Source organism: Pararhizobium sp., from assembly GCF_035497515.1.
Taxonomy (GTDB): Bacteria; Pseudomonadota; Alphaproteobacteria; order Rhizobiales; family Rhizobiaceae; genus Pararhizobium.
Genome location: NZ_DATJDJ010000160.1, coordinates 1 through 17,894, shown reverse-complemented (window position 1 = coordinate 17,894; position 17,894 = coordinate 1). Strand labels below are relative to the sequence as shown.

General features: G+C 61.8%; 17 protein-coding genes. 1 reads left to right on the top strand and 16 read right to left on the bottom strand.

The features are described from left to right. Positions 1 to 355 precede the first annotated feature (355 nt). A complete protein-coding gene (locus VL202_RS15775; RefSeq protein WP_325465047.1) occupies positions 356 to 937 on the bottom strand; it encodes a TetR/AcrR family transcriptional regulator in 582 nt (193 codons plus the stop codon). Between the two features lie 3 nt (positions 938 to 940). Next, a complete protein-coding gene (locus tag VL202_RS15770; protein WP_325465046.1) occupies positions 941 to 1,447 on the bottom strand; it encodes an isoprenylcysteine carboxylmethyltransferase family protein in 507 nt (168 codons plus the stop codon). A 193-nt stretch (positions 1,448 to 1,640) separates the two neighbouring features. On the opposite strand from VL202_RS15770, the gene ftsZ reads away from it, so the two are divergent. Then, complete coding sequence (gene ftsZ / locus VL202_RS15765; protein ID WP_325465045.1) at positions 1,641 to 2,663, top strand: cell division protein FtsZ; 1,023 nt, start codon at positions 1,641 to 1,643, stop codon at positions 2,661 to 2,663. Positions 2,664 to 2,717: 54 nt separating this feature from the next. Here ftsZ and lpdA read toward each other — a convergent pair whose 3' ends face one another. The 14 genes from lpdA to VL202_RS15695 all read right to left on the bottom strand — a co-directional run. Continuing rightward, complete coding sequence (gene lpdA / locus VL202_RS15760; RefSeq protein ID WP_325465044.1) at positions 2,718 to 4,121, bottom strand: dihydrolipoyl dehydrogenase; 1,404 nt, start codon at positions 4,119 to 4,121, stop codon at positions 2,718 to 2,720. A gap of 23 nt (positions 4,122 to 4,144) precedes the next feature. Further along, a complete protein-coding gene (locus tag VL202_RS15755; RefSeq protein ID WP_325465043.1) occupies positions 4,145 to 4,903 on the bottom strand; it encodes an SDR family oxidoreductase in 759 nt (252 codons plus the stop codon). Beyond that, the gene (locus VL202_RS15750) at positions 4,900 to 5,394 is read right to left on the bottom strand and encodes a hypothetical protein (RefSeq protein WP_325465042.1); all 495 of its coding nucleotides are present in this window, start codon (positions 5,392 to 5,394) and stop codon (positions 4,900 to 4,902) included. The genes VL202_RS15755 and VL202_RS15750 overlap by 4 nt, the downstream gene beginning before the upstream one ends. A 2-nt stretch (positions 5,395 to 5,396) precedes the next feature. Beyond that, positions 5,397 to 6,041 (bottom strand): LysE family transporter, encoded by a 645-nt coding sequence (locus tag VL202_RS15745; protein WP_325465041.1) that lies wholly within the window; start codon positions 6,039 to 6,041, stop codon positions 5,397 to 5,399. Continuing rightward, on the bottom strand, positions 6,038 to 6,727 hold the full coding sequence (locus tag VL202_RS15740; protein WP_325465040.1) for a DUF4241 domain-containing protein: 690 nt from the start codon (positions 6,725 to 6,727) through the stop codon (positions 6,038 to 6,040). Before VL202_RS15740 ends, VL202_RS15745 begins: the two co-directional genes overlap by 4 nt. Beyond that, entirely contained in the window at positions 6,724 to 7,140 is a 417-nt protein-coding gene (locus VL202_RS15735; RefSeq protein WP_325465039.1) for an MAPEG family protein, read from the bottom strand. The genes VL202_RS15740 and VL202_RS15735 overlap by 4 nt, the downstream gene beginning before the upstream one ends. Before the next feature lie 187 nt (positions 7,141 to 7,327). Continuing rightward, the gene (odhB, locus tag VL202_RS15730; RefSeq protein WP_325465038.1) at positions 7,328 to 8,566 is read right to left on the bottom strand and encodes a 2-oxoglutarate dehydrogenase complex dihydrolipoyllysine-residue succinyltransferase; all 1,239 of its coding nucleotides are present in this window, start codon (positions 8,564 to 8,566) and stop codon (positions 7,328 to 7,330) included. A 73-nt stretch (positions 8,567 to 8,639) separates the two neighbouring features. Further along, positions 8,640 to 11,636, bottom strand: coding sequence for a 2-oxoglutarate dehydrogenase E1 component (locus tag VL202_RS15725; protein ID WP_325465037.1), 2,997 nt, complete (start codon positions 11,634 to 11,636; stop codon positions 8,640 to 8,642). Positions 11,637 to 11,795: 159 nt separating this feature from the next. Further along, positions 11,796 to 12,698: a succinate--CoA ligase subunit alpha gene (gene sucD, locus VL202_RS15720; RefSeq protein ID WP_325465036.1), complete on the bottom strand. Its 903-nt coding sequence runs from the start codon at positions 12,696 to 12,698 to the stop codon at positions 11,796 to 11,798. 15 nt (positions 12,699 to 12,713) lie between these two features. Further along, positions 12,714 to 13,907, bottom strand: coding sequence for an ADP-forming succinate--CoA ligase subunit beta (sucC, locus tag VL202_RS15715; RefSeq protein ID WP_325465035.1), 1,194 nt, complete (start codon positions 13,905 to 13,907; stop codon positions 12,714 to 12,716). Between the two features lie 32 nt (positions 13,908 to 13,939). Beyond that, complete coding sequence (gene mdh / locus VL202_RS15710; RefSeq protein ID WP_325465034.1) at positions 13,940 to 14,902, bottom strand: malate dehydrogenase; 963 nt, start codon at positions 14,900 to 14,902, stop codon at positions 13,940 to 13,942. 196 nt (positions 14,903 to 15,098) lie between these two features. After that, on the bottom strand, positions 15,099 to 16,253 hold the full coding sequence (gene zapE, locus VL202_RS15705; protein ID WP_325465033.1) for a cell division protein ZapE: 1,155 nt from the start codon (positions 16,251 to 16,253) through the stop codon (positions 15,099 to 15,101). A gap of 68 nt (positions 16,254 to 16,321) precedes the next feature. Then, complete coding sequence (locus VL202_RS15700; RefSeq protein ID WP_325465032.1) at positions 16,322 to 16,867, bottom strand: protease inhibitor Inh/omp19 family protein; 546 nt, start codon at positions 16,865 to 16,867, stop codon at positions 16,322 to 16,324. 393 nt (positions 16,868 to 17,260) lie between these two features. Continuing rightward, positions 17,261 to 17,894 (bottom strand): succinate dehydrogenase iron-sulfur subunit (locus tag VL202_RS15695; RefSeq protein WP_325465031.1); only part of this gene is annotated, 634 nt, incomplete at its 5' end.

Sequence of the window (17,894 nt, the reverse complement as noted above, 5' to 3'; positions counted from 1 at the left end):
CATAAGGACGGAGGGGGTCCATGTTCCGGGGGCTCTCCTTCCGTTCCGCCTGACGTTCGGGGTCAAAAGACCCCGAGGCTTTCCGTGGAGCGCCAGCCCTGCCTCGCCGCAAACGTCTTGCGGTGTATCCGCGACAGGACGCGATGATCATGGCACGGGATTGCTGGGCGGGGATGGAGGGGGATGAGATTTGTGGGCGGCAGGCTCAAGGCCATGAGAATCTCCGCTGTGGGGCCGCAGGTGGACTGGCAACCTTCCGGCGAACGGATTCGCCAAGATTACGGCCCTGCCTTCGGCCGCTTGCGACCGACGAATCCTGCCATCTCGATGTATGCACCGGCAATCCGGATTCGAGCTAACGATGGCTGATTGCTTGAACGATTGCCTCGGCAATCCGGCGCGCCCGTGTTTCAGACAGCGTTGCTCGGTGCTGGGCTATCAGAAATGGATTTCGAAACAGGATCGTAGCGTCTTCAAGCAAGATCAGCGCGTCTTCCGCCTCTGTTTCCCCAGTGAGCGCGGCAACCGCGGGACGGATGATTTCCCGCAAGCGGCCGACGTGGCAGACAATCGCCTTCGCCTCTCCGCTGGCGAGACGCAGATAGGCCAGGAACAAAGTCGGGTCGGCGTCGTATCGCTGACATTTGGCGCGCATCGTTTCCAGAACCCAAGCGGCCACCTGTCCATCCGGTTCGGACTCCGCCATAACAGCGGCAGCGACTGCATCTTCCACCCCGGCAAACCAGTTTTCAGCCAGCATGGAAATGAGCGCTTGCCGGTCCGGGAAGTAGCGATAGCTGTTGGATTGCGACATGCCGAGACGCGCGGCGACATCGGCCAATGCCAGACGCGTACCGCCATTTGATCGCAATATTTCCTCCGCCGCCGTCACAAAGCGCCGACGCATGAGCGTTTTTTCGACAACAGGCCGAGACATGGCTTAAATCCAGCGGCGTACGCGCGCGCGATACTGCCTGTATGGATCACCGAAGGCCCGCTCGGCAGCGTTTTCCTCGAACGGGATATACCACCAGTTGGCGGCGATAAAAAAGACGAGGGGCATCAACAGGCCCGCCCAATGCCCGACGATCAATGCCGCCCCCAGAACCAGCAGGAGCATCGAGAGATACATGGGGTTTCGGCTGTACGCGAAGAGGCCATCCGTCACGAGATTGCGCGGCGTATCAAACGTCATGATCTCCGCACTGGCCCTGGAAAACTGCCTGCGCGCAACCGCAAGGCCGATCAGCGCGAGAGGGATGCATACCCATCCGATCATTGCTGACGAAACTGGCAAGGGGTCAATCGGCTGTTCGACGCGGGACAGCGCAAACAAAGCAATCAGCAGCAAGCCAACAAGTACTGGCGGCAGAAGGCGGCGCATCGAGACTCTCCATAAAATGATAGATCGACTTAAGTTATCATTTTTGTCGAAGCTGGCAAGCATGTCAGCCCGTTCCGCAATGGCGGCAAGGATATGCCGGGAGCGGGACAACAATAACGCGCCGGCAGGCCATATTTGCGGCCCCCTCTTGCACAGGCGCCGCCTCTCTGCCTTGTTGCTTCCCTATTCTGCGTGGCGAAACTGATTCGTATCGAGCGATCAGCCTGCCGCAGCTTTATCCCGAGGAACACGACGCATGAATTTCAAGAAGCCCGAAATCTCGGAAATGAGACCGAAGATCACAGTCATCGGCGTTGGCGGCGGTGGCGGCAACGCCATCAACAACATGATCGCCGAAGGCCTGCAGGGCGCCGAGTTCGTTGCGGCCAATACGGATGCACAGGCCCTGACCATGTCGAAGGCGACCCGGCTGATCCAGCTCGGCGCGCAGGTGACCGAAGGCCTGGGCGCCGGTTCGCTGCCGGAGGTCGGCCGCGCCGCGGCGGAAGAATCGATCGACGAGATCATGGACCATCTCGGCGGCACGCATATGTGCTTCGTCACCGCCGGCATGGGTGGTGGCACCGGTACGGGCGCCGCCCCGGTGATCGCCGAAGCCGCCCGCAAGGCCGGCATCCTGACGGTGGCGGTCGTCACCAAGCCGTTCAGCTTCGAGGGCAAGCGTCGCATGCAATCGGCCGAGGAAGGCATCGAGCGCCTGCGCGAAGCCGCCGACACGGTCATCGTCATTCCCAACCAGAACCTTTTCCGCATTGCCGATGCCAAGACCACCTTTGCCGATGCCTTCGTCATCGCCGACCGCGTGCTCTATTCCGGCGTCGGCTGCATCACCGACCTGATCGTCAAGGAAGGCCTGATCAATCTCGACTTCGCCGACGTGAAGTCGGTGATGAAGGGCATGGGCCGGGCGATGATGGGCACGGGCGAGGCAAGCGGCGACAGCCGCGCTTCCAAGGCTGCCGAAGCGGCAATCGCCAATCCGCTCCTGAGCGAAGTCTCGATGAAGGGCGCCAAGGGCGTGCTGATCTCGATCTCGGGCGGTTCCGACATGACCCTGTTCGAGGTCGACGAAGCGGCAACCCGCATCCGCGAGGAAGTCTACGAGGATGCCGACATCGTCGTCGGCGCAATCTTCGACAAGAATCTCGACGGCGTCTTCCGTGTCTCGGTCGTCGCCACCGGCCTCGACGCCCAGGCGCCCGGCGCGGATGCCGGCGCCGTTGCCGCACAGCCAGAGCAGGTCCGGACGCTGCAATAGGCTTGTCCCGGAGGGACAGAGGGGGGCCCAGAGAACCGGGCTCCCCCCGCATACTCACATATGGATCGGCTTTGCAAAGGTCGCGAGTGCTGCTTCCTTGACGGCTTCCGACATTGTCGGATGCGCGTGGCAGGTGCGGCCGAGATCTTCCGAGGAGCCGCCGAATTCCATCAGCACGGCGATTTCGTGGATCATCTCGCCGGCGCCGAAGCCGACGATATGGCCGCCCAGAACACGGTCGGTCTCCTTGTCGGCAAGGATCTTGACGAACCCGTCCGTGGCCAGCATGGCGCGCGCACGGCCATTGGCGGTGAACGGGAACTTGCCGACCTTGTAAGCGACGCCAGCCGCCTTCAGCTCTTCCTCGGTCTTGCCGACGGAAGCGACTTCCGGCTGGGTGTAGACCACGCCCGGGATGACGTCATAGTTCACATGACCGGCCTGGCCGGCGATGATCTCGGCGACGGCAACGCCTTCGTCTTCCGCCTTGTGGGCGAGCATCGGGCCGCGCACGACGTCGCCGATGGCATAGATGCCGGGAACGCTGGTCTGGAAGTGATTGTCGATTTCGACACGGCCGCGATCGAGCCTGATGCCGGCTTCCTCGAGACCCAGGCCCGCCGTATAGGGTTTGCGACCGGTGGCGATCAGCACCACGTCGGCATCGATCGATTGCGCCTCGCCGCCCTTGACCGGCTCGAACGTCACCTTGGCGCCGGCGCCCGATTTTTCAACGCCGGTGACCTTGGCGCCGAGCTTGAAGTCGATGCCCTGCTTGGCCAGCATGCGCTGGAACTGCTTGGAAACTTCGCCATCCATGCCGCCGAGGATGGTATCGAGATATTCGACGACGGTCACCTTGGCGCCGAGCCGCGCCCACACCGAACCGAGTTCGAGGCCGATGACGCCGCCACCGACGACGACCATGGTGGCCGGGACCTTTTCCAGCGCGATGCCACCGGTCGAGGAAACGATGATCTTTTCATCGATCTCGACCTCGACACCCGGGATGCCGGCAACGTCGGAACCGGTGGCGATGACGATGTTTTTGGTTTCGAGGACCTGTTCCTCGCCCTTGTCGCTGGTGACGGAGACCTTGCCTTCGCCGAGCACCTTGCCGGTGCCCTGAAAGGCGTCGATCTTGTTCTTCTTGAACAGGAAGGCGACGCCATCAACATTGGACTTCACCGTCGCGTCCTTGTGGGCCATCATCTTGGACAGGTTGAGTGTCGGCGCCGCGACCTCGACGCCAAGCGCATCGATGCCGTGGGCGGTCTGGTGAAACACTTCGGAGGCATGCAGCAGCGCCTTGGACGGGATGCAGCCGATATTGAGGCAGGTGCCGCCATAGGTGGCGCGCTTCTCGATGACGCCGACCTTGAGGCCGAGCTGGGCCGCCTTGATGGCGCAGACATAGCCGCCGGGGCCGGTGCCGATAACGATGAGATCATAAGCCATGGAAAAGTCCTTCCTGGAAGCGGCTATCGTCCGCCGCTGACGTTGAGTATGGCGCCCGTGACATAGGACGACGAAGGCGAAAGCAGGTAGAGAACGGCATCGGCAACCTCCTGCGCGGTGCCCGGCCGTTTCATTGGAATGGTCGGCCCGAGTTCACGCGCGCGATCCGGAAGCCCGCCCGACGCGTGGATATCGGTATCGATCACGCCGGGGCGCACCGCGTTGACACGAATGCCATCCGAAGCGACCTCACGGGAAAGCCCGATGGTAAAGGTATCGATGGCGCCCTTGGAGGCGGCATAGTCGACATATTGCCCGGCCGAGCCGAGAATGGCGGCCATCGAGGAAATATTGACAATGACGCCACCCTTGCCGCCATGGCGCACCGACATGCGCCGTATGGCCGCGGCCGCGCAGAGAATGGAGCCGGTGACATTGACGCGCAGCATGCGCTCCAGCCGATCCGGCGTGATTTCGTCGATCCGGGCCGGCATGCCGACGATGCCGGCATTGTTGACGAGGCCATCAAGCCGGCCGAACGCCTTGTCGACGGCGGCAAAGATCGCGTTGATCCCCGCCTCGCTGCCGACATCGCCCTCGACGGCAATCGCCCTGCCGCCGGCCTCGGTGATCTCAGCCACGACCGCATCCGCCGCCGGGCGGTTGGACGCGTAGTTGACGACGACGGCCCAGCCCTGTTCGGCGGCCAAGATGCAGATGGCGGCGCCAATGCCGCGGCTGCCGCCGGTCACCAGCAGAACAGGCAGATCGCTTGATGTCATGACGCACATCCTTTCAAGGTCAGCACATCCCAGGGCGCGACGGTCGCCTTGCCCCAGATGGACGAATTGCGAATGGCGGGTCCGAAATCGGGCAGGAGCAGTTGGGCCACCGCAACCATGCCCTCTTCCGGCAGCGAGCCAACCGTTCCGTCGGTATCGACGGTGTAGACGACGCCCTGCCAGACCGTGCAGGCGGCGATGTCGTCGCCAGTGATGTCGCCTTCCGGACAGTTGTTCATGATCATGCCGTTGGCCCGAACCGGCTCGCCGGATTGCATGACGATCCCGTCGAGGATGAGGTCGGACTTGGCGACCGACATTTTGAAATGATTGCTGGTGGCCGCGCTCCCGGAGCCCACCGGCTCGAAGCGCAGTTCATAGGCACCGGCCGCATCCCCGTAAATTGCCCGTTCCTGCAGGCAATCTTCGGCAATGACCGGCGAGACGGCCAGGAGAACGGCGAAAAGCGATGCGGGAACGGCAGGCGACATGTTCAGGCTGCCTTCTCGGTGGCGAGCTTCAAACCCAGCGCGATGAAAACCAGGCCGCTGGTGCGATCGATCCACTGGCTGGCGCGCGAAAAGGCGGTGCGCATCTTCGGCGTCGTCATGAACAGGCTGACGCCGACGAACCAGAGGATGAGGCAGCTTGCCATGACGAGGCCATAGCCGAACTTCACCGGAATGGGGGTGTGAGCGCCGACCACCGTCGAAAAGATCGACAGGAAGAAGAAAACCGCCTTCGGGTTGAGCGCATTGGCGGCAAAACCGAGACCGAAAGCCTTCAGAAGCGATTGGCGCTTCACACTTCCGGCGGCGCTCGCGTCCCCCACCGTCATGTCCGTTTTGCCGGCTCTCAGCGCCTTGATGCCGATATAGAGCAGGTAGGCGACCCCGCACCACTTGACGATGTTGAACAGGGTGATCGACTGCGAGATGATCAGCCCGAGACCGAGGATCGTGTAGGTGACGTGGAACATCAGCGACGTGCCGACACCGAACGAGGTGACGATGGCGGCTCGGCGCCCGTTCATCAGCGACTGGCGCATCACCATGGCGAGATCGGCGCCCGGGGACACGATGGCAAAGGCAAAGATCGCCATCAGCGAGGCGAGTTCAAGAAGGTAGGTGTGGGTCATTCAGGCTCCTTTCGCCCGTCTGCATCGTCCATCACGGTGAAATCGACAAAGAGAACCATTGCTTCCCCTTCAGCTGAAAGCCCCCACAACACGGGATACGCCCCGTCACCCCATCCACTGTGGAATATGGCGACGTTGAGTTCGCTATCAATCATCGGTTGGTGCAATGTCCATTCGTCATCATTAACAGCAACTTCCGCAGCGATCACATCATTATAGTAATTGACGCTCTTGTCACTGCGTTCGGCTCTCAGCTTCGCTACCCGCCGTTTCATCTGGGCAAAAGCATCAACGTCCATGAAACCGGCCATTCCGGCATCCACGGGACATATTCCGGGAAACTGAGCCTGGCCGTCGACATCATCTTCGACGCCCGCCAATTCCCATGAAACCGGTATCCCGTTGAATAAGCGCATCGACGCAGCGGCAACCCGGCCGAAGGCAAAATAAATCCGAACGGGATAACGCCCCGGCGGTACCCGGCGGTTAAGAGCTGGAAAATCCGGATAGGCGAGCGGATCACTGACGCGAACCTGCCCGGATCGAACGACGACAGAGCCGATTTCAACGGGCGTTATCGCACGTTGCTCAAGCTCGGCGTCACTGAAAGAAAACAGGCCAAGATTTGCCTTATCAACATCCAGCAGGTCGGAAACTGGTTCCGCGTTAATCTCTTCCTTGCTCATTGGAAGACGATGACGCCGAACATCAGCAGCAGTCCGGCAAGCGAACCGAGCCAGACCAGCGAGCGGACATAGGGAATGCCCGCCAGATAAAGCGGAATATAAACGATCCGGCAGATGAGCCAAGTCCATGCGCCGATAAGACCCCAACCGGTGAGATCACCGGTGATGGCAACCGACAGCGCCAGACCGATGAAGGCCGGATAGGTTTCACGGAAATTGGCGAAGGCGCGGTCGGCGCGGCCGGCGAAGACACCGGCCGGCTTCTTCTGCTCATCGCGGGGGCCTGCATTCCAGGCCGATCCGAGCTCCAGCGTCGCGGGAATGCTCTGCAGGCCGATATGAACGGCAAGCAGCACCACACTCCATGCGACAAGGGTAACGAACGGCGATATTGCGAGAGTTGCGGCGTCCATTGAAGACTATTCCCTGATGATCGGCCGTCCCGGATCGGAGAGGCGCTTCAGTCAAAAATGCCCCTCATTCTAACCCTCTCCCCGCTCGCGGGGAGAGGGGATTACAGAGTTTGCCACTTGGTCCTTCTCCCCGTGGCAACGGGGAGAAGGGGCCCGACAGGGCGGATGAGGGCTTCAAGCCGCGAGCTTACAGATCGAGCACCAGACGTTCCGGATCTTCCAGGCTTTCCTTGACGCGAACGAGGAAGGTCACCGCTTCCTTGCCGTCGACGATGCGGTGGTCGTAGGAGAGCGCGAGATACATCATCGGGCGGATGACGATCTGGCCGCCGACGACGACCGGGCGATCCTGGATCTTGTGCATGCCGAGGATGCCGGACTGCGGCGCATTCAGGATCGGCGAGGACATCAGCGAGCCGTAGACGCCGCCATTGGTGATGGTGAACGTGCCGCCCTGCATGTCGCCCATGCCGAGTTGGCCGTCGCGGGCGAGCTTGGCGAGCCGACCGAGTTCCTTCTCGACGCTGGCAATGGACATCTCGTCGGCATCACGGATGACCGGAACGACGAGGCCCTTGTCGGTGCCGACGGCCATGCCGATATGGCAGAAATTCTTGTAGATGATGTCGGTGCCGTCGATCTCGGCGTTGACCGAGGGGATTTCCTTCAGCGCATGCGTCACGGCCTTGGTAAAGAAGCCCATGAAGCCGAGCTTGACGCCGTGCTTCTTCTCGAAAATGTCCTTGTACTTGGTGCGCAGGCTCATCACCGCGCTCATGTCCACCTCGTTATAGGTGGTGAGCATGGCTGCGGTATTCTGCGCGTCCTTCAGGCGCCGGGCGATCGTCTGGCGCAGGCGGGTCATCTTGACACGCTCTTCACGCGGCGCATCCTCGGCCGACGACGGGCCGCGCGACACGGCCTTGACCGGCTCGGAAGCGGCAGGCGTCGAGATACCCTTGGCGACGGCGGCGATGACATCGCCCTTCAGCACCTGGCCGCGCTTGCCCGAACCATCGACCTGTTCGGCCGAGAGGTTGTTTTCAGCCAGCATCTTGGCGGCGGCCGGGGCTGCCGGCATGGCCGAGGCAACGGGTGCGGCGGCAGCCGGAGCCGCGGGCGCAGCAGCAGCCGGAGCGGCGACCTTCTTTTCAGCGGCGGCAGGTGCTGCAGCGGCAGTTCCTGCGCCTGCAGCGTCGATCTGGCCAAGCAGCGCGCCGAGACCGACGGTTTCGCCGGCGGCGGCGACGATCTCGGTGAGAACGCCGGCAGCAGGCGCCGGGACTTCGATAGTCACCTTGTCGGTTTCGAGTTCGAGCAGCGGTTCATCGGCCTTGATGGTATCGCCAACCTTCTTGAACCATGTACCGACGGTGGCTTCGCTGACGGATTCGCCCAGAGTGGGAACGCGGATTTCTGTAGCCATGATATTTGTCGTCCGTTGATCGGGTGTCTGTTTCCAATGGAGAAGAGGGGGAGGCCTTGCGGCCTCCCGATCGTCAGCCGCCGAGCGCGTCTTCGAGGAAGGCGGCGAGTTGTGCCAGATGCTTCGACATCAGCCCCGTTGCCGGCGAAGCGGCGGCCGGACGGCCGGTGTAGCGCACGCGCTGGTACTTGGCGTCGATATGGGCAAGCACCCATTCCAGATAGGGGTCGATGAACGACCAGGCGCCCATGTTCTTCGGCTCTTCCTGGCACCAGACCATTTCCGCATTGCGGAAGCGGCTGAGTTCGTTGATCAGCGCCTTGGCCGGGAACGGATAGAGCTGTTCGACACGCAGCAGGTAGACATCGTCGATGCCGCGCTTCTCGCGTTCTTCCAGAAGATCGTAATAGACCTTGCCGGTACACAGCACGACGCGCCGGATCTTGGCGTCCTTCTGCAGCTTGATCGGGCCATCCTTGATCACCTCCGCATCGTCCCAGAGCAGACGGTGGAACGAGGTGTCGCCGGCCATTTCCGACAGCGAGGAGACGGCGCGCTTGTGGCGCAGCAGCGACTTCGGCGTCATCATGATCAGCGGCTTGCGGAAGTCGCGTTTCATCTGGCGGCGCAGGATGTGGAAATAGTTCGACGGCGTCGTGACGTTGGCGACCTGCATGTTGTCTTCGGCGCACATCTGCAGCCAGCGCTCGAGGCGGGCCGAGGAATGTTCCGGACCCTGGCCTTCATAACCGTGCGGCAGAAGGCAGACGAGACCGGACATGCGCAGCCACTTGCGTTCACCCGACGAGATGAACTGGTCGAACACCACCTGCGCGCCGTTGGCGAAGTCGCCGAACTGGGCTTCCCAAAGCGTCAGCGCGTTCGGACGGGCCAGCGAATAGCCATATTCGAAGCCCAGCACCGCCTCTTCCGAGAGCATCGAGTTGATGACCTCATAGCGGGCCTGGGTCGGCGACAGGTTGGCGAGCGGGATGTAGCGTTCCTCGGTCTCCTGATCGTAGAGCACCGAATGGCGCTGCGAGAAGGTGCCGCGTTCGCAATCCTGGCCGGACAGGCGGATCTTGGTGCCTTCCGTCGCCAGCGAACCGAAGGCAAGCGCTTCCGCCATCGCCCAGTCGATGCCCTCGCCGGTGGCGGTCATGTTGGCGCGGCCATCCATGAAGCGCCGGATGGTCTTGTGCACGTTAAAGCCGGCGGGAACTTCCGACAGCTTACGGCCGATTTCCTTCAGCGACTTCATCGGCACGCCGGTCTTGCCGCGGCGCTGTTCGTCCTGGTTGTCGGCGGCGCGAAGGCCCGACCATGCGCCATCCAGCCAGTCGGCCTTGTTGGGCTTGTAGGACTGGCCGGCCTCGAATTCCTGCTCCAAATGGGCGCGCCAGTCGGCCCGCATCTTTTCCAGTTCGCCTTCGCTGATGATTCCCTCCGCGATCAGGCGTTCGCCATAGATCTGCACCACCGGCTTGTGGGCACGGATGACCTTGTACATCTTCGGCTGCGTGAACGACGGCTCGTCGCCTTCGTTATGGCCAAAGCGGCGGTAGCAGAACATGTCGACCACGACCGGCTTGTGGTATTTCATCCGGAATTCGGTGGCGATCTTGGCTGCGTAGACAACCGCTTCCGGATCGTCCCCGTTGACGTGGAAGATCGGCGCCTCGATCATTTTGGCGACGTCGGACGGATAGGGCGACGAGCGCGAGAAGGCCGGATTGGTGGTGAAGCCGATCTGGTTGTTGATGATGAAATGCACGGTGCCGGCAACGCGGTGGCCACGCAGGCCGGAAAGCCCGAGGATTTCGGCCGTGACGCCCTGACCCGCGAAGGCGGCGTCGCCATGCAGCAGAAGCGGCATGACCTGGGCGCGTTCCGAAAGCGGAATGATGTCGCCCTCGAAGATCTTCGCCATCTGGTCCTGCTTGGCGCGCGCCTTGCCCATGACCACCGGGTTGACGATTTCCAGATGAGACGGGTTGGCGGTCAGCGACAGATGCACCTTGTTGCCGTCGAACTCGCGGTCCGAGGAGGCGCCCAGGTGATATTTCACGTCGCCCGAACCCTCGACGTCATCCGGTGCGGCCGAACCGCCCTTGAACTCGTGGAACACGGCGCGATGCGGCTTGCCCATCACATTGGTAAGCACGTTCAGCCGGCCGCGATGGGCCATGCCGAAAATGATTTCCTTCAGGCCTTCCTGGCCGCCGCGCTTGATGATCTGCTCCAGCGCCGGAATGAGGCTTTCGCCGCCGTCGAGACCGAAACGCTTGGTGCCCTTGTACTTGACGTCGATGAACTGCTCGAAGCCCTCGGCCTCGATCAGCTTCTGCAGGATGGCCTTCTTGCCTTCCGGCGTGAAGTCGATGCCCTTGTCGGCGCCTTCGATGCGCTCCTGAATCCAGCCCTTGATCTCCGGATCGGAGATATGCATGAACTCGACGCCGAGCGTCGAACAGTAGGTGCGCTCGAGGATTTCGACGATCTCGCGCAGCGTTGCTTCTTCAAGCCCGAGCACGTTGTCGAGAAAGATCTTGCGATCCAGATCGGCGTCGCTGAAACCGTAATTGGACGGCGACAGCTCATGATAATCCTCGACCGGCGCGGCGATCGCCAGCGGGTCGAGCTTGGCATGCAGGTGCCCTCGGGCGCGGTAGGCGCGGATCAGCATGATGGCGCGGACGCTGTCGCGGGTCGCCTGATGGACGTCGGCGGGCGTGGCCGCAACGCCGGTCGCGGCGGCCTTTTCCTCGGCCTTGGCCTGCACCTTCTTTTCGATGACCTTCTCCACCGTTCCCCAATCGCCGTCGAGCGCGGAAACGAGGTCGCCGCTGGCGGGGATCGGCCAGTTCGGCTTTTTCCAGGAGGCCCCCTTGGCAGCGCGGATCACGTCGTCTGGCTGGTCCTGCAGCGCCTTGAAGAACGACTGCCATTCGCCGGAGACCGACGACGGATCGTTTTCGTATCGCGCATAGAGCTGATCGATATAGCCTGCATTGGCACCGTCGAGGAACGATGTCAGCTGAAATTGCTCGTTGGCTTCTTGCCTTGCCATGGTGTTTTGCGGACCTGTCCGTCCGCCTCCTGACTTGTTAACTCTGCCGGCTTCAGTCCCGGTCGACCTTCGTCTTCAGGCGCTTGAAACGCCCGACCGTCATTCAGATGGAGGCGATCGGGCCGGCCGCAAGGACAGGCCCGATCACGTCTCGGTGTCTCAGCCCTTGAGGACTTCGACCAATGTCTTGCCAAGGCGCGCCGGCGACGGCGAAACGCGGATGCCGGCCTGCTCCATGGCGGCGATCTTCGATTCTGCATCGCCCTTGCCGCCGGAAACAACAGCACCGGCATGGCCCATCGTGCGCCCCTTCGGAGCGGTACGACCGGCGATAAAGCCGGCCATCGGCTTCTTGCGACCCTTCTTGGCTTCGTCGATGAGGAACTGTGCCGCTTCTTCTTCTGCCGCGCCGCCGATTTCGCCGATCATGATGATCGACTTGGTTTCGTCGTCGGCGAGGAACATTTCGAGCACGTCGATGAATTCGGTGCCCTTGACCGGGTCACCGCCGATGCCGACGGCCGTCGTCTGGCCAAGGCCTTCGTTCGACGTCTGGAACACCGCTTCATAGGTGAGCGTGCCCGAACGGGAAACGATGCCGACCGAACCCTTGCGGAAGATCGAGCCCGGCATGATGCCGATCTTGCATTCTTCCGGCGTCAGGATGCCCGGGCAGTTCGGTCCGAGCAGGCGCGACTTGGAACGATCAAGGCGGGCCTTGACGCGAACCATGTCCATGACCGGGATGCCTTCGGTAATGCAGGTGATGAACGGGATCTCGGCTTCGATCGCCTCGATGATCGCGTCCGCAGCGCCAGCCGGCGGAACATAGATCACGGACGCATCGGCGCCTGTGCGTTCCTTGGCTTCGGCAACCGTTGCAAAGATCGGCAGGCTTTCGCCCTTCGATCCGGTCCAGGTTTCGCCACCCTTCTTCGGATGAATGCCGCCGACCATCTGCGTACCGTAGTAAGCGAGCGCCTGTTCGGTGTGGAACGTACCGGTCTTGCCGGTCAGGCCCTGAACCAGGACCTTGGTATTCTTATTGACGAGAATAGACATTATCAGGTCCTCAAATTAGGCGTTGATCGCCGCAACGATCTTCTTGGCTGCATCGTCGAGATCGTCTGCTGCCGTGATCGCAAGACCCGATTCGTTCAGGATCTTCTTTCCAAGCTCGACATTGGTGCCTTCGAGGCGCACGACGAGCGGAACCTTGAGGCCGACTTCCTGAACGGCCGCGACAACACCTTCAGCGATGACGTCGCACTTCATGATGCCGCCGAAGATGTTGACGAGGATACCCTCCACCTTCGGGTCTGCCGTGATGATCTTGAAGGCTGCAGCCACCTTCTCCTTGCCGGCGCCACCGCCGACGTCGCAGAAGTTTGCCGGCTCCTTGCCGTAGAGCTTGATGATATCCATCGTCGCCATGGCGAGACCGGCACCGTTGACCATGCAGCCGATATTGCCGTCGAGGGCGACATAGGCGAGGTCCCATTTGGAGGCTTCGATTTCCTTGGCGTCTTCCTCGGTCTCGTCGCGCAGCGCCTTGACGTCGTCGTGACGGAAGATCGCATTGCCGTCGAACGACATCTTGGCGTCGAGGACGCGCAGATGGTCGTTCTTCATGACGATCAGCGGGTTGACCTCGAGCAGCGCCATGTCCTTCTCGTTGAAGGCCTTGTAGAGCAGCGGGAAGAGCGACTTGGCGTCTTCAGCGGCCGCACCCGAAAGCTCGAGAGCCTTGGAGATCGCGGCGATATCGGCAGCCGTGACGCCGGCTTCCGGGTCGATGGCGATGGTGTGGATCTTTTCCGGCGTGTCATGGGCGACAGCCTCGATGTCCATGCCGCCTTCCGTCGAAACGACGAAGGCAACGCGACCGACGGAGCGATCGACCAGCAGCGAGCAATAGAGTTCGCGGTCGATATCGGCGCCGTCCTCGATGTAGAGGCGGTTGACCTGCTTGCCGGCTTCGCCCGTCTGGGCGGTCACCAGCGTATTGCCCATCATTTCCTTGGCATGCGCCTTGGCCTCCTCGATCGAGAAAGCCAGGCGAACGCCGCCCTTGGCATCGGGGCCGAGTTCCTTGAACTTGCCCTTGCCGCGACCACCAGCATGGATCTGGCTCTTGACGACGTAAAGCGGACCCGGAAGCGACTTTGCCGCCGCTTCGGCCTCGTCGGCGGAGAAGATGGCGACACCTTCCGCGACCGGTGCGCCAAAGGTCTTCAGGAGAGCCTTGGCCTGATATTCATGAATGTTCATGGGGAGATTTCCTGTTGAAGGCCGAGCGGCAATTACTTGAGGCTTGGCGCGATGGCGACGCAGGCTTCGCAGAGACCGGCAACCGAAGCGACCGACTTGTCGAAGGCGTCCTGCTCGGCCTTGGTGAATTCGACTTCGATGATGCGCTCGACACCGCCAGCACCGATGATGGTGGGAACGCCAACGTACATGTCCTTGACGCCATACTGGCCCGTCAGATGGGCAGCGGCGGGCAGCACGCGCTTCTTGTCCTTGAGGAAGGCATCGGCCATCTCGATCGCCGAGGCGGCCGGGGCGTAATAGGCCGAACCGGTCTTGAGCAGACCGACGATTTCGGCGCCACCGTCACGGGTGCGCTGGATGATTTCCTCGAGACGCTCCTTGGTGACCCAGCCCATCTTGACGAGGTCGGTCAGCGGGATACCGCCAACGGTGGAGTAGCGGGCGAGCGGCACCATCGTATCGCCATGGCCGCCAAGAACGAAGGCGGTGACGTCCTGGACGGAAACGTTGAATTCCTGGGACAGGAACAGGCGGAAGCGTGAGCTATCGAGCACGCCGGCCATGCCCACGACCATGTTCTTCGGCAGGCCGGAGAACTTCTGCAGCGCCCAGACCATCGCGTCGAGCGGATTGGTGATGCAGATGACGAAGGCGTTCGGGGCATATTTCTTGATGCCGGCGCCGACCTGTTCCATGACCTTGAGGTTGATGCCGAGCAGGTCGTCGCGGCTCATGCCCGGCTTGCGGGCAACGCCGGCGGTGACGATGCAGACGTCGGCGCCTTCGATGGCGGAATAGTCGCTGGCGCCGGTGAGGTTGGCGTTGAACCCTTCAACCGGGGAGGACTGGGCGATATCGAGGCCCTTGCCCTGCGGGATGCCGTCGGCGATATCGAACAGAACGATGTCGCCCAGCTCCTTCAGGCCGGCAAGATGCGCCAGCGTGCCACCAATCATTCCAGAACCAATGAGTGCGATCTTGTTGCGAGCCATGAAAGTGCTTCCTTTAGCATCCAAAACTGACAGGCCTGAAACGTGGCATCCCTGACACCGAGCCGTGGCAAACCTACGGCGCAAGGAATTAACCTTCAAAATCTAAAATATCAATAACTAGTTTTGAGTAGAACGTTTTCAATCGGTTAGATCATAAATTTCTTACGTAAACGTAAGAAATTATGTCGCCAACCTGTCACGAAACAGCAGATCCACGGTGATGACTTTCGGCATATTCGGCGCTTTGCATCTCGATCAGGCGTGAAACTGTCCTGTCGAATTCGAAGCCTTCGGTGCCCTTCCTGGCCGTCAGAAGGTCGATCGGGGCCGCTGCAGCCGAAGCAAACAGACGCGCGCCGTGATCGTAGATCGTGTCGACCAGCATGATGAAGCGCTTGGTTTCGTTGCGCCGTTCCGGGCTCAGATGCGGGATATGCTCGACGAAGACGGTGCGATACTGCGAGAGGATGGCGAGGTAATCGGCCGCCCCCAGCGGTTTTTCGCAAAGATCGGCAAACGAGAAGCGCGCGCATTCGCCCGCCGCCATCGGCACGACGATCTTGCGCCCCTTGAAGGCGACTTCGGCCGGATGAGCGGCAAGGCCCGCCGTCGCCAGCCTCCAGGCATTGTCCAGCTCCGCATCGGCCTGAGGCCCCAGTGGAGCCGACCAGACCGGCAGGCCTTCGATCTTGGCCAGTCGGTAATCCGTGCCGGCATCGAGCGGCACGATGTGGGCATGGGCCTTCAGGAGATCGATGAACGGCAGGAAAAGATCGCGGTTCAGGCCCTCGCGGTAGAGATTGACCGGCTCGACATTGGAGGTCGCGACCAGCACGCAACCCTTGGCGAACAGTTCGTTGAACAGCCGCGACAGGATCATCGCATCGGCAATGTCGGTGACGGAAAACTCGTCGAAGCACAGCAGCCGAGCTTCAGCGAAGATTTCGGACGCCACCGGCGGCATCGGGTCCGCCTGGCGCGTCTCGCCATTCTTCAGCTTCTGCCGATGCTTGAAGATGCGGTCGTGCACGTCGGCCATGAATTCATGGAAATGCGCCCGCCGCTTGCGCTCGATCGGCACCGTCTCGAAAAACAGATCCATCAGCATGGTCTTGCCGCGCCCGACGCCGCCGTAGAGATAGAGGCCCTTCAGCGGCGGATGATCGTTCTTGCGCGAGGCAAACAGCCATCCCAGTGCATTCGACTTGCGCTGCGCGCGACTGCCGGCCAGTTCGCTCGACAGGTGATCAAGCCTCCTCGCTATACCCATCTGCGCCGAGTCACGCCTGAGCATGCCGGCCGCGATCATGGCTTCGAGTTTTCGCGAAATACTGTCTTCGGGATTGGGCACGCGCTGGACCGGTCTGGTGTCGGAAACGACGGCAGGAAAAAGCCCGGCGGTGATGCCGGGCTGGTCTGTTAGCGGCTGAGGCTGACCGACTGGCCGCCATTGGTCGAGCCGTCAAAGCGCGAATCGGCGGTCTTGAACAGGCGGGCCAGCGGATTGCCGTTGCGATCCTTCAGGACGACCTGCTTGCCGGCCACTTCCCAAGACCCCATGGTCGTCAGTTCTCCGGCGCAACCGCGCGTACCGCCGCGCGAACCGCTGCCGAGATTGGTGAGCGTCAGGAACATGTCGCAGGAGGCGCCGGCATTCGAGACCCGCCAGTTGCCGACCATCGATTCCTTTGTGACATCGAGCGCGTTGGTCGCGGCTGCGACCTCAGTGCCGGCCGGCGTCTGCACACCACCCACTGCCGCCGTGCCGTTGACGGGTGCGGCCGGAAACTGCGAGGTATCGCCCGTCGGGGCGGAAAGCTGGCTGGATTGAACCGTCGGCACCGGCTGCGCCTGCAAGGGCGCCGGCTGCATGGGATTTCCGCCGAAATCGGTCATGGACGTCCGCTGACATCCAGCCACTGCCAGCACCAAGGCCAGTCCCGCAACCGCATGTATTGTCCGCATGTCTAAGCTCCCGATCGTCTCTGCTGTTGGCGTCTATGGCTTTGTTCAGGGGAATATAGGCGGAATTAGTTTAAAACTAACTTTAAAATCAAGATGCGCGTGATTCTTTGGGACTGTGGCACGATTGAAACGGTTGCACGGGCTGCGCTGGAAAGTTGTTGGGCGGAGCCGTCCTCTTAAAAAGCGGGGGGGCTTCGACCTGCGTGGCCCCCTCTGTCGGCGACGCCGGCATCTCCCCCACGAGGAGGGAGACTAGCCGCTGGCTCTGTGCCCACCATGCAAGGAAGCCACGGCAGATCATGGTGGCCTCCCCCTTGTGGGGGAGATGTCACGAAGGGACAGAGGGGTGAAACCCGAACCAATGTTTCCTGCGTGGTGCAACGTGCCGGGGAACTACAACTTCCGCTCGACCATCATCTTCTTGATTTCGCCGATCGCCTTGGCCGGGTTGAGACCCTTTGGACAGGTCTGGGCGCAGTTCATGATCGTATGGCAGCGATAGAGGCGGAAGGGATCTTCCAGATCGTCCAGTCGCTCGCCCTTGGCTTCGTCCCGGCTGTCGATCAGCCAGCGATAGGCCTGCAGCAGCACGGCCGGGCCGAGATAGCGGTCGCCGTTCCACCAATAGCTCGGGCAGGAGGCGGAACAGCAGGCGCAGAGAATGCACTCATAGAGCCCGTCGAGCTTCTGGCGGTCGTCATGGCTCTGCTTCCATTCCTTGGCCGGGGTCGGCGAGACCGTCTTCAGCCAGGGCTCGATCGAGCGATGCTGGGCGTAGAAATTGGTGAGGTCCGGCACCAGGTCCTTGACGACGGGCATGTGCGGCAGCGGATAGACCTTGACCGTCCCCTTCACGTCGTCCATGCCCTTGGTGCAGGCCAGCGTATTGGTGCCGTCGATATTCATGGCGCAGGAGCCGCAAATGCCCTCGCGGCAGGAGCGGCGCAGGGTCAGCGTCGGGTCGATCTTGTTCTTGATATAGAGCAGCGCATCCAGCACCATCGGGCCGCAATCGTCGACATCGATG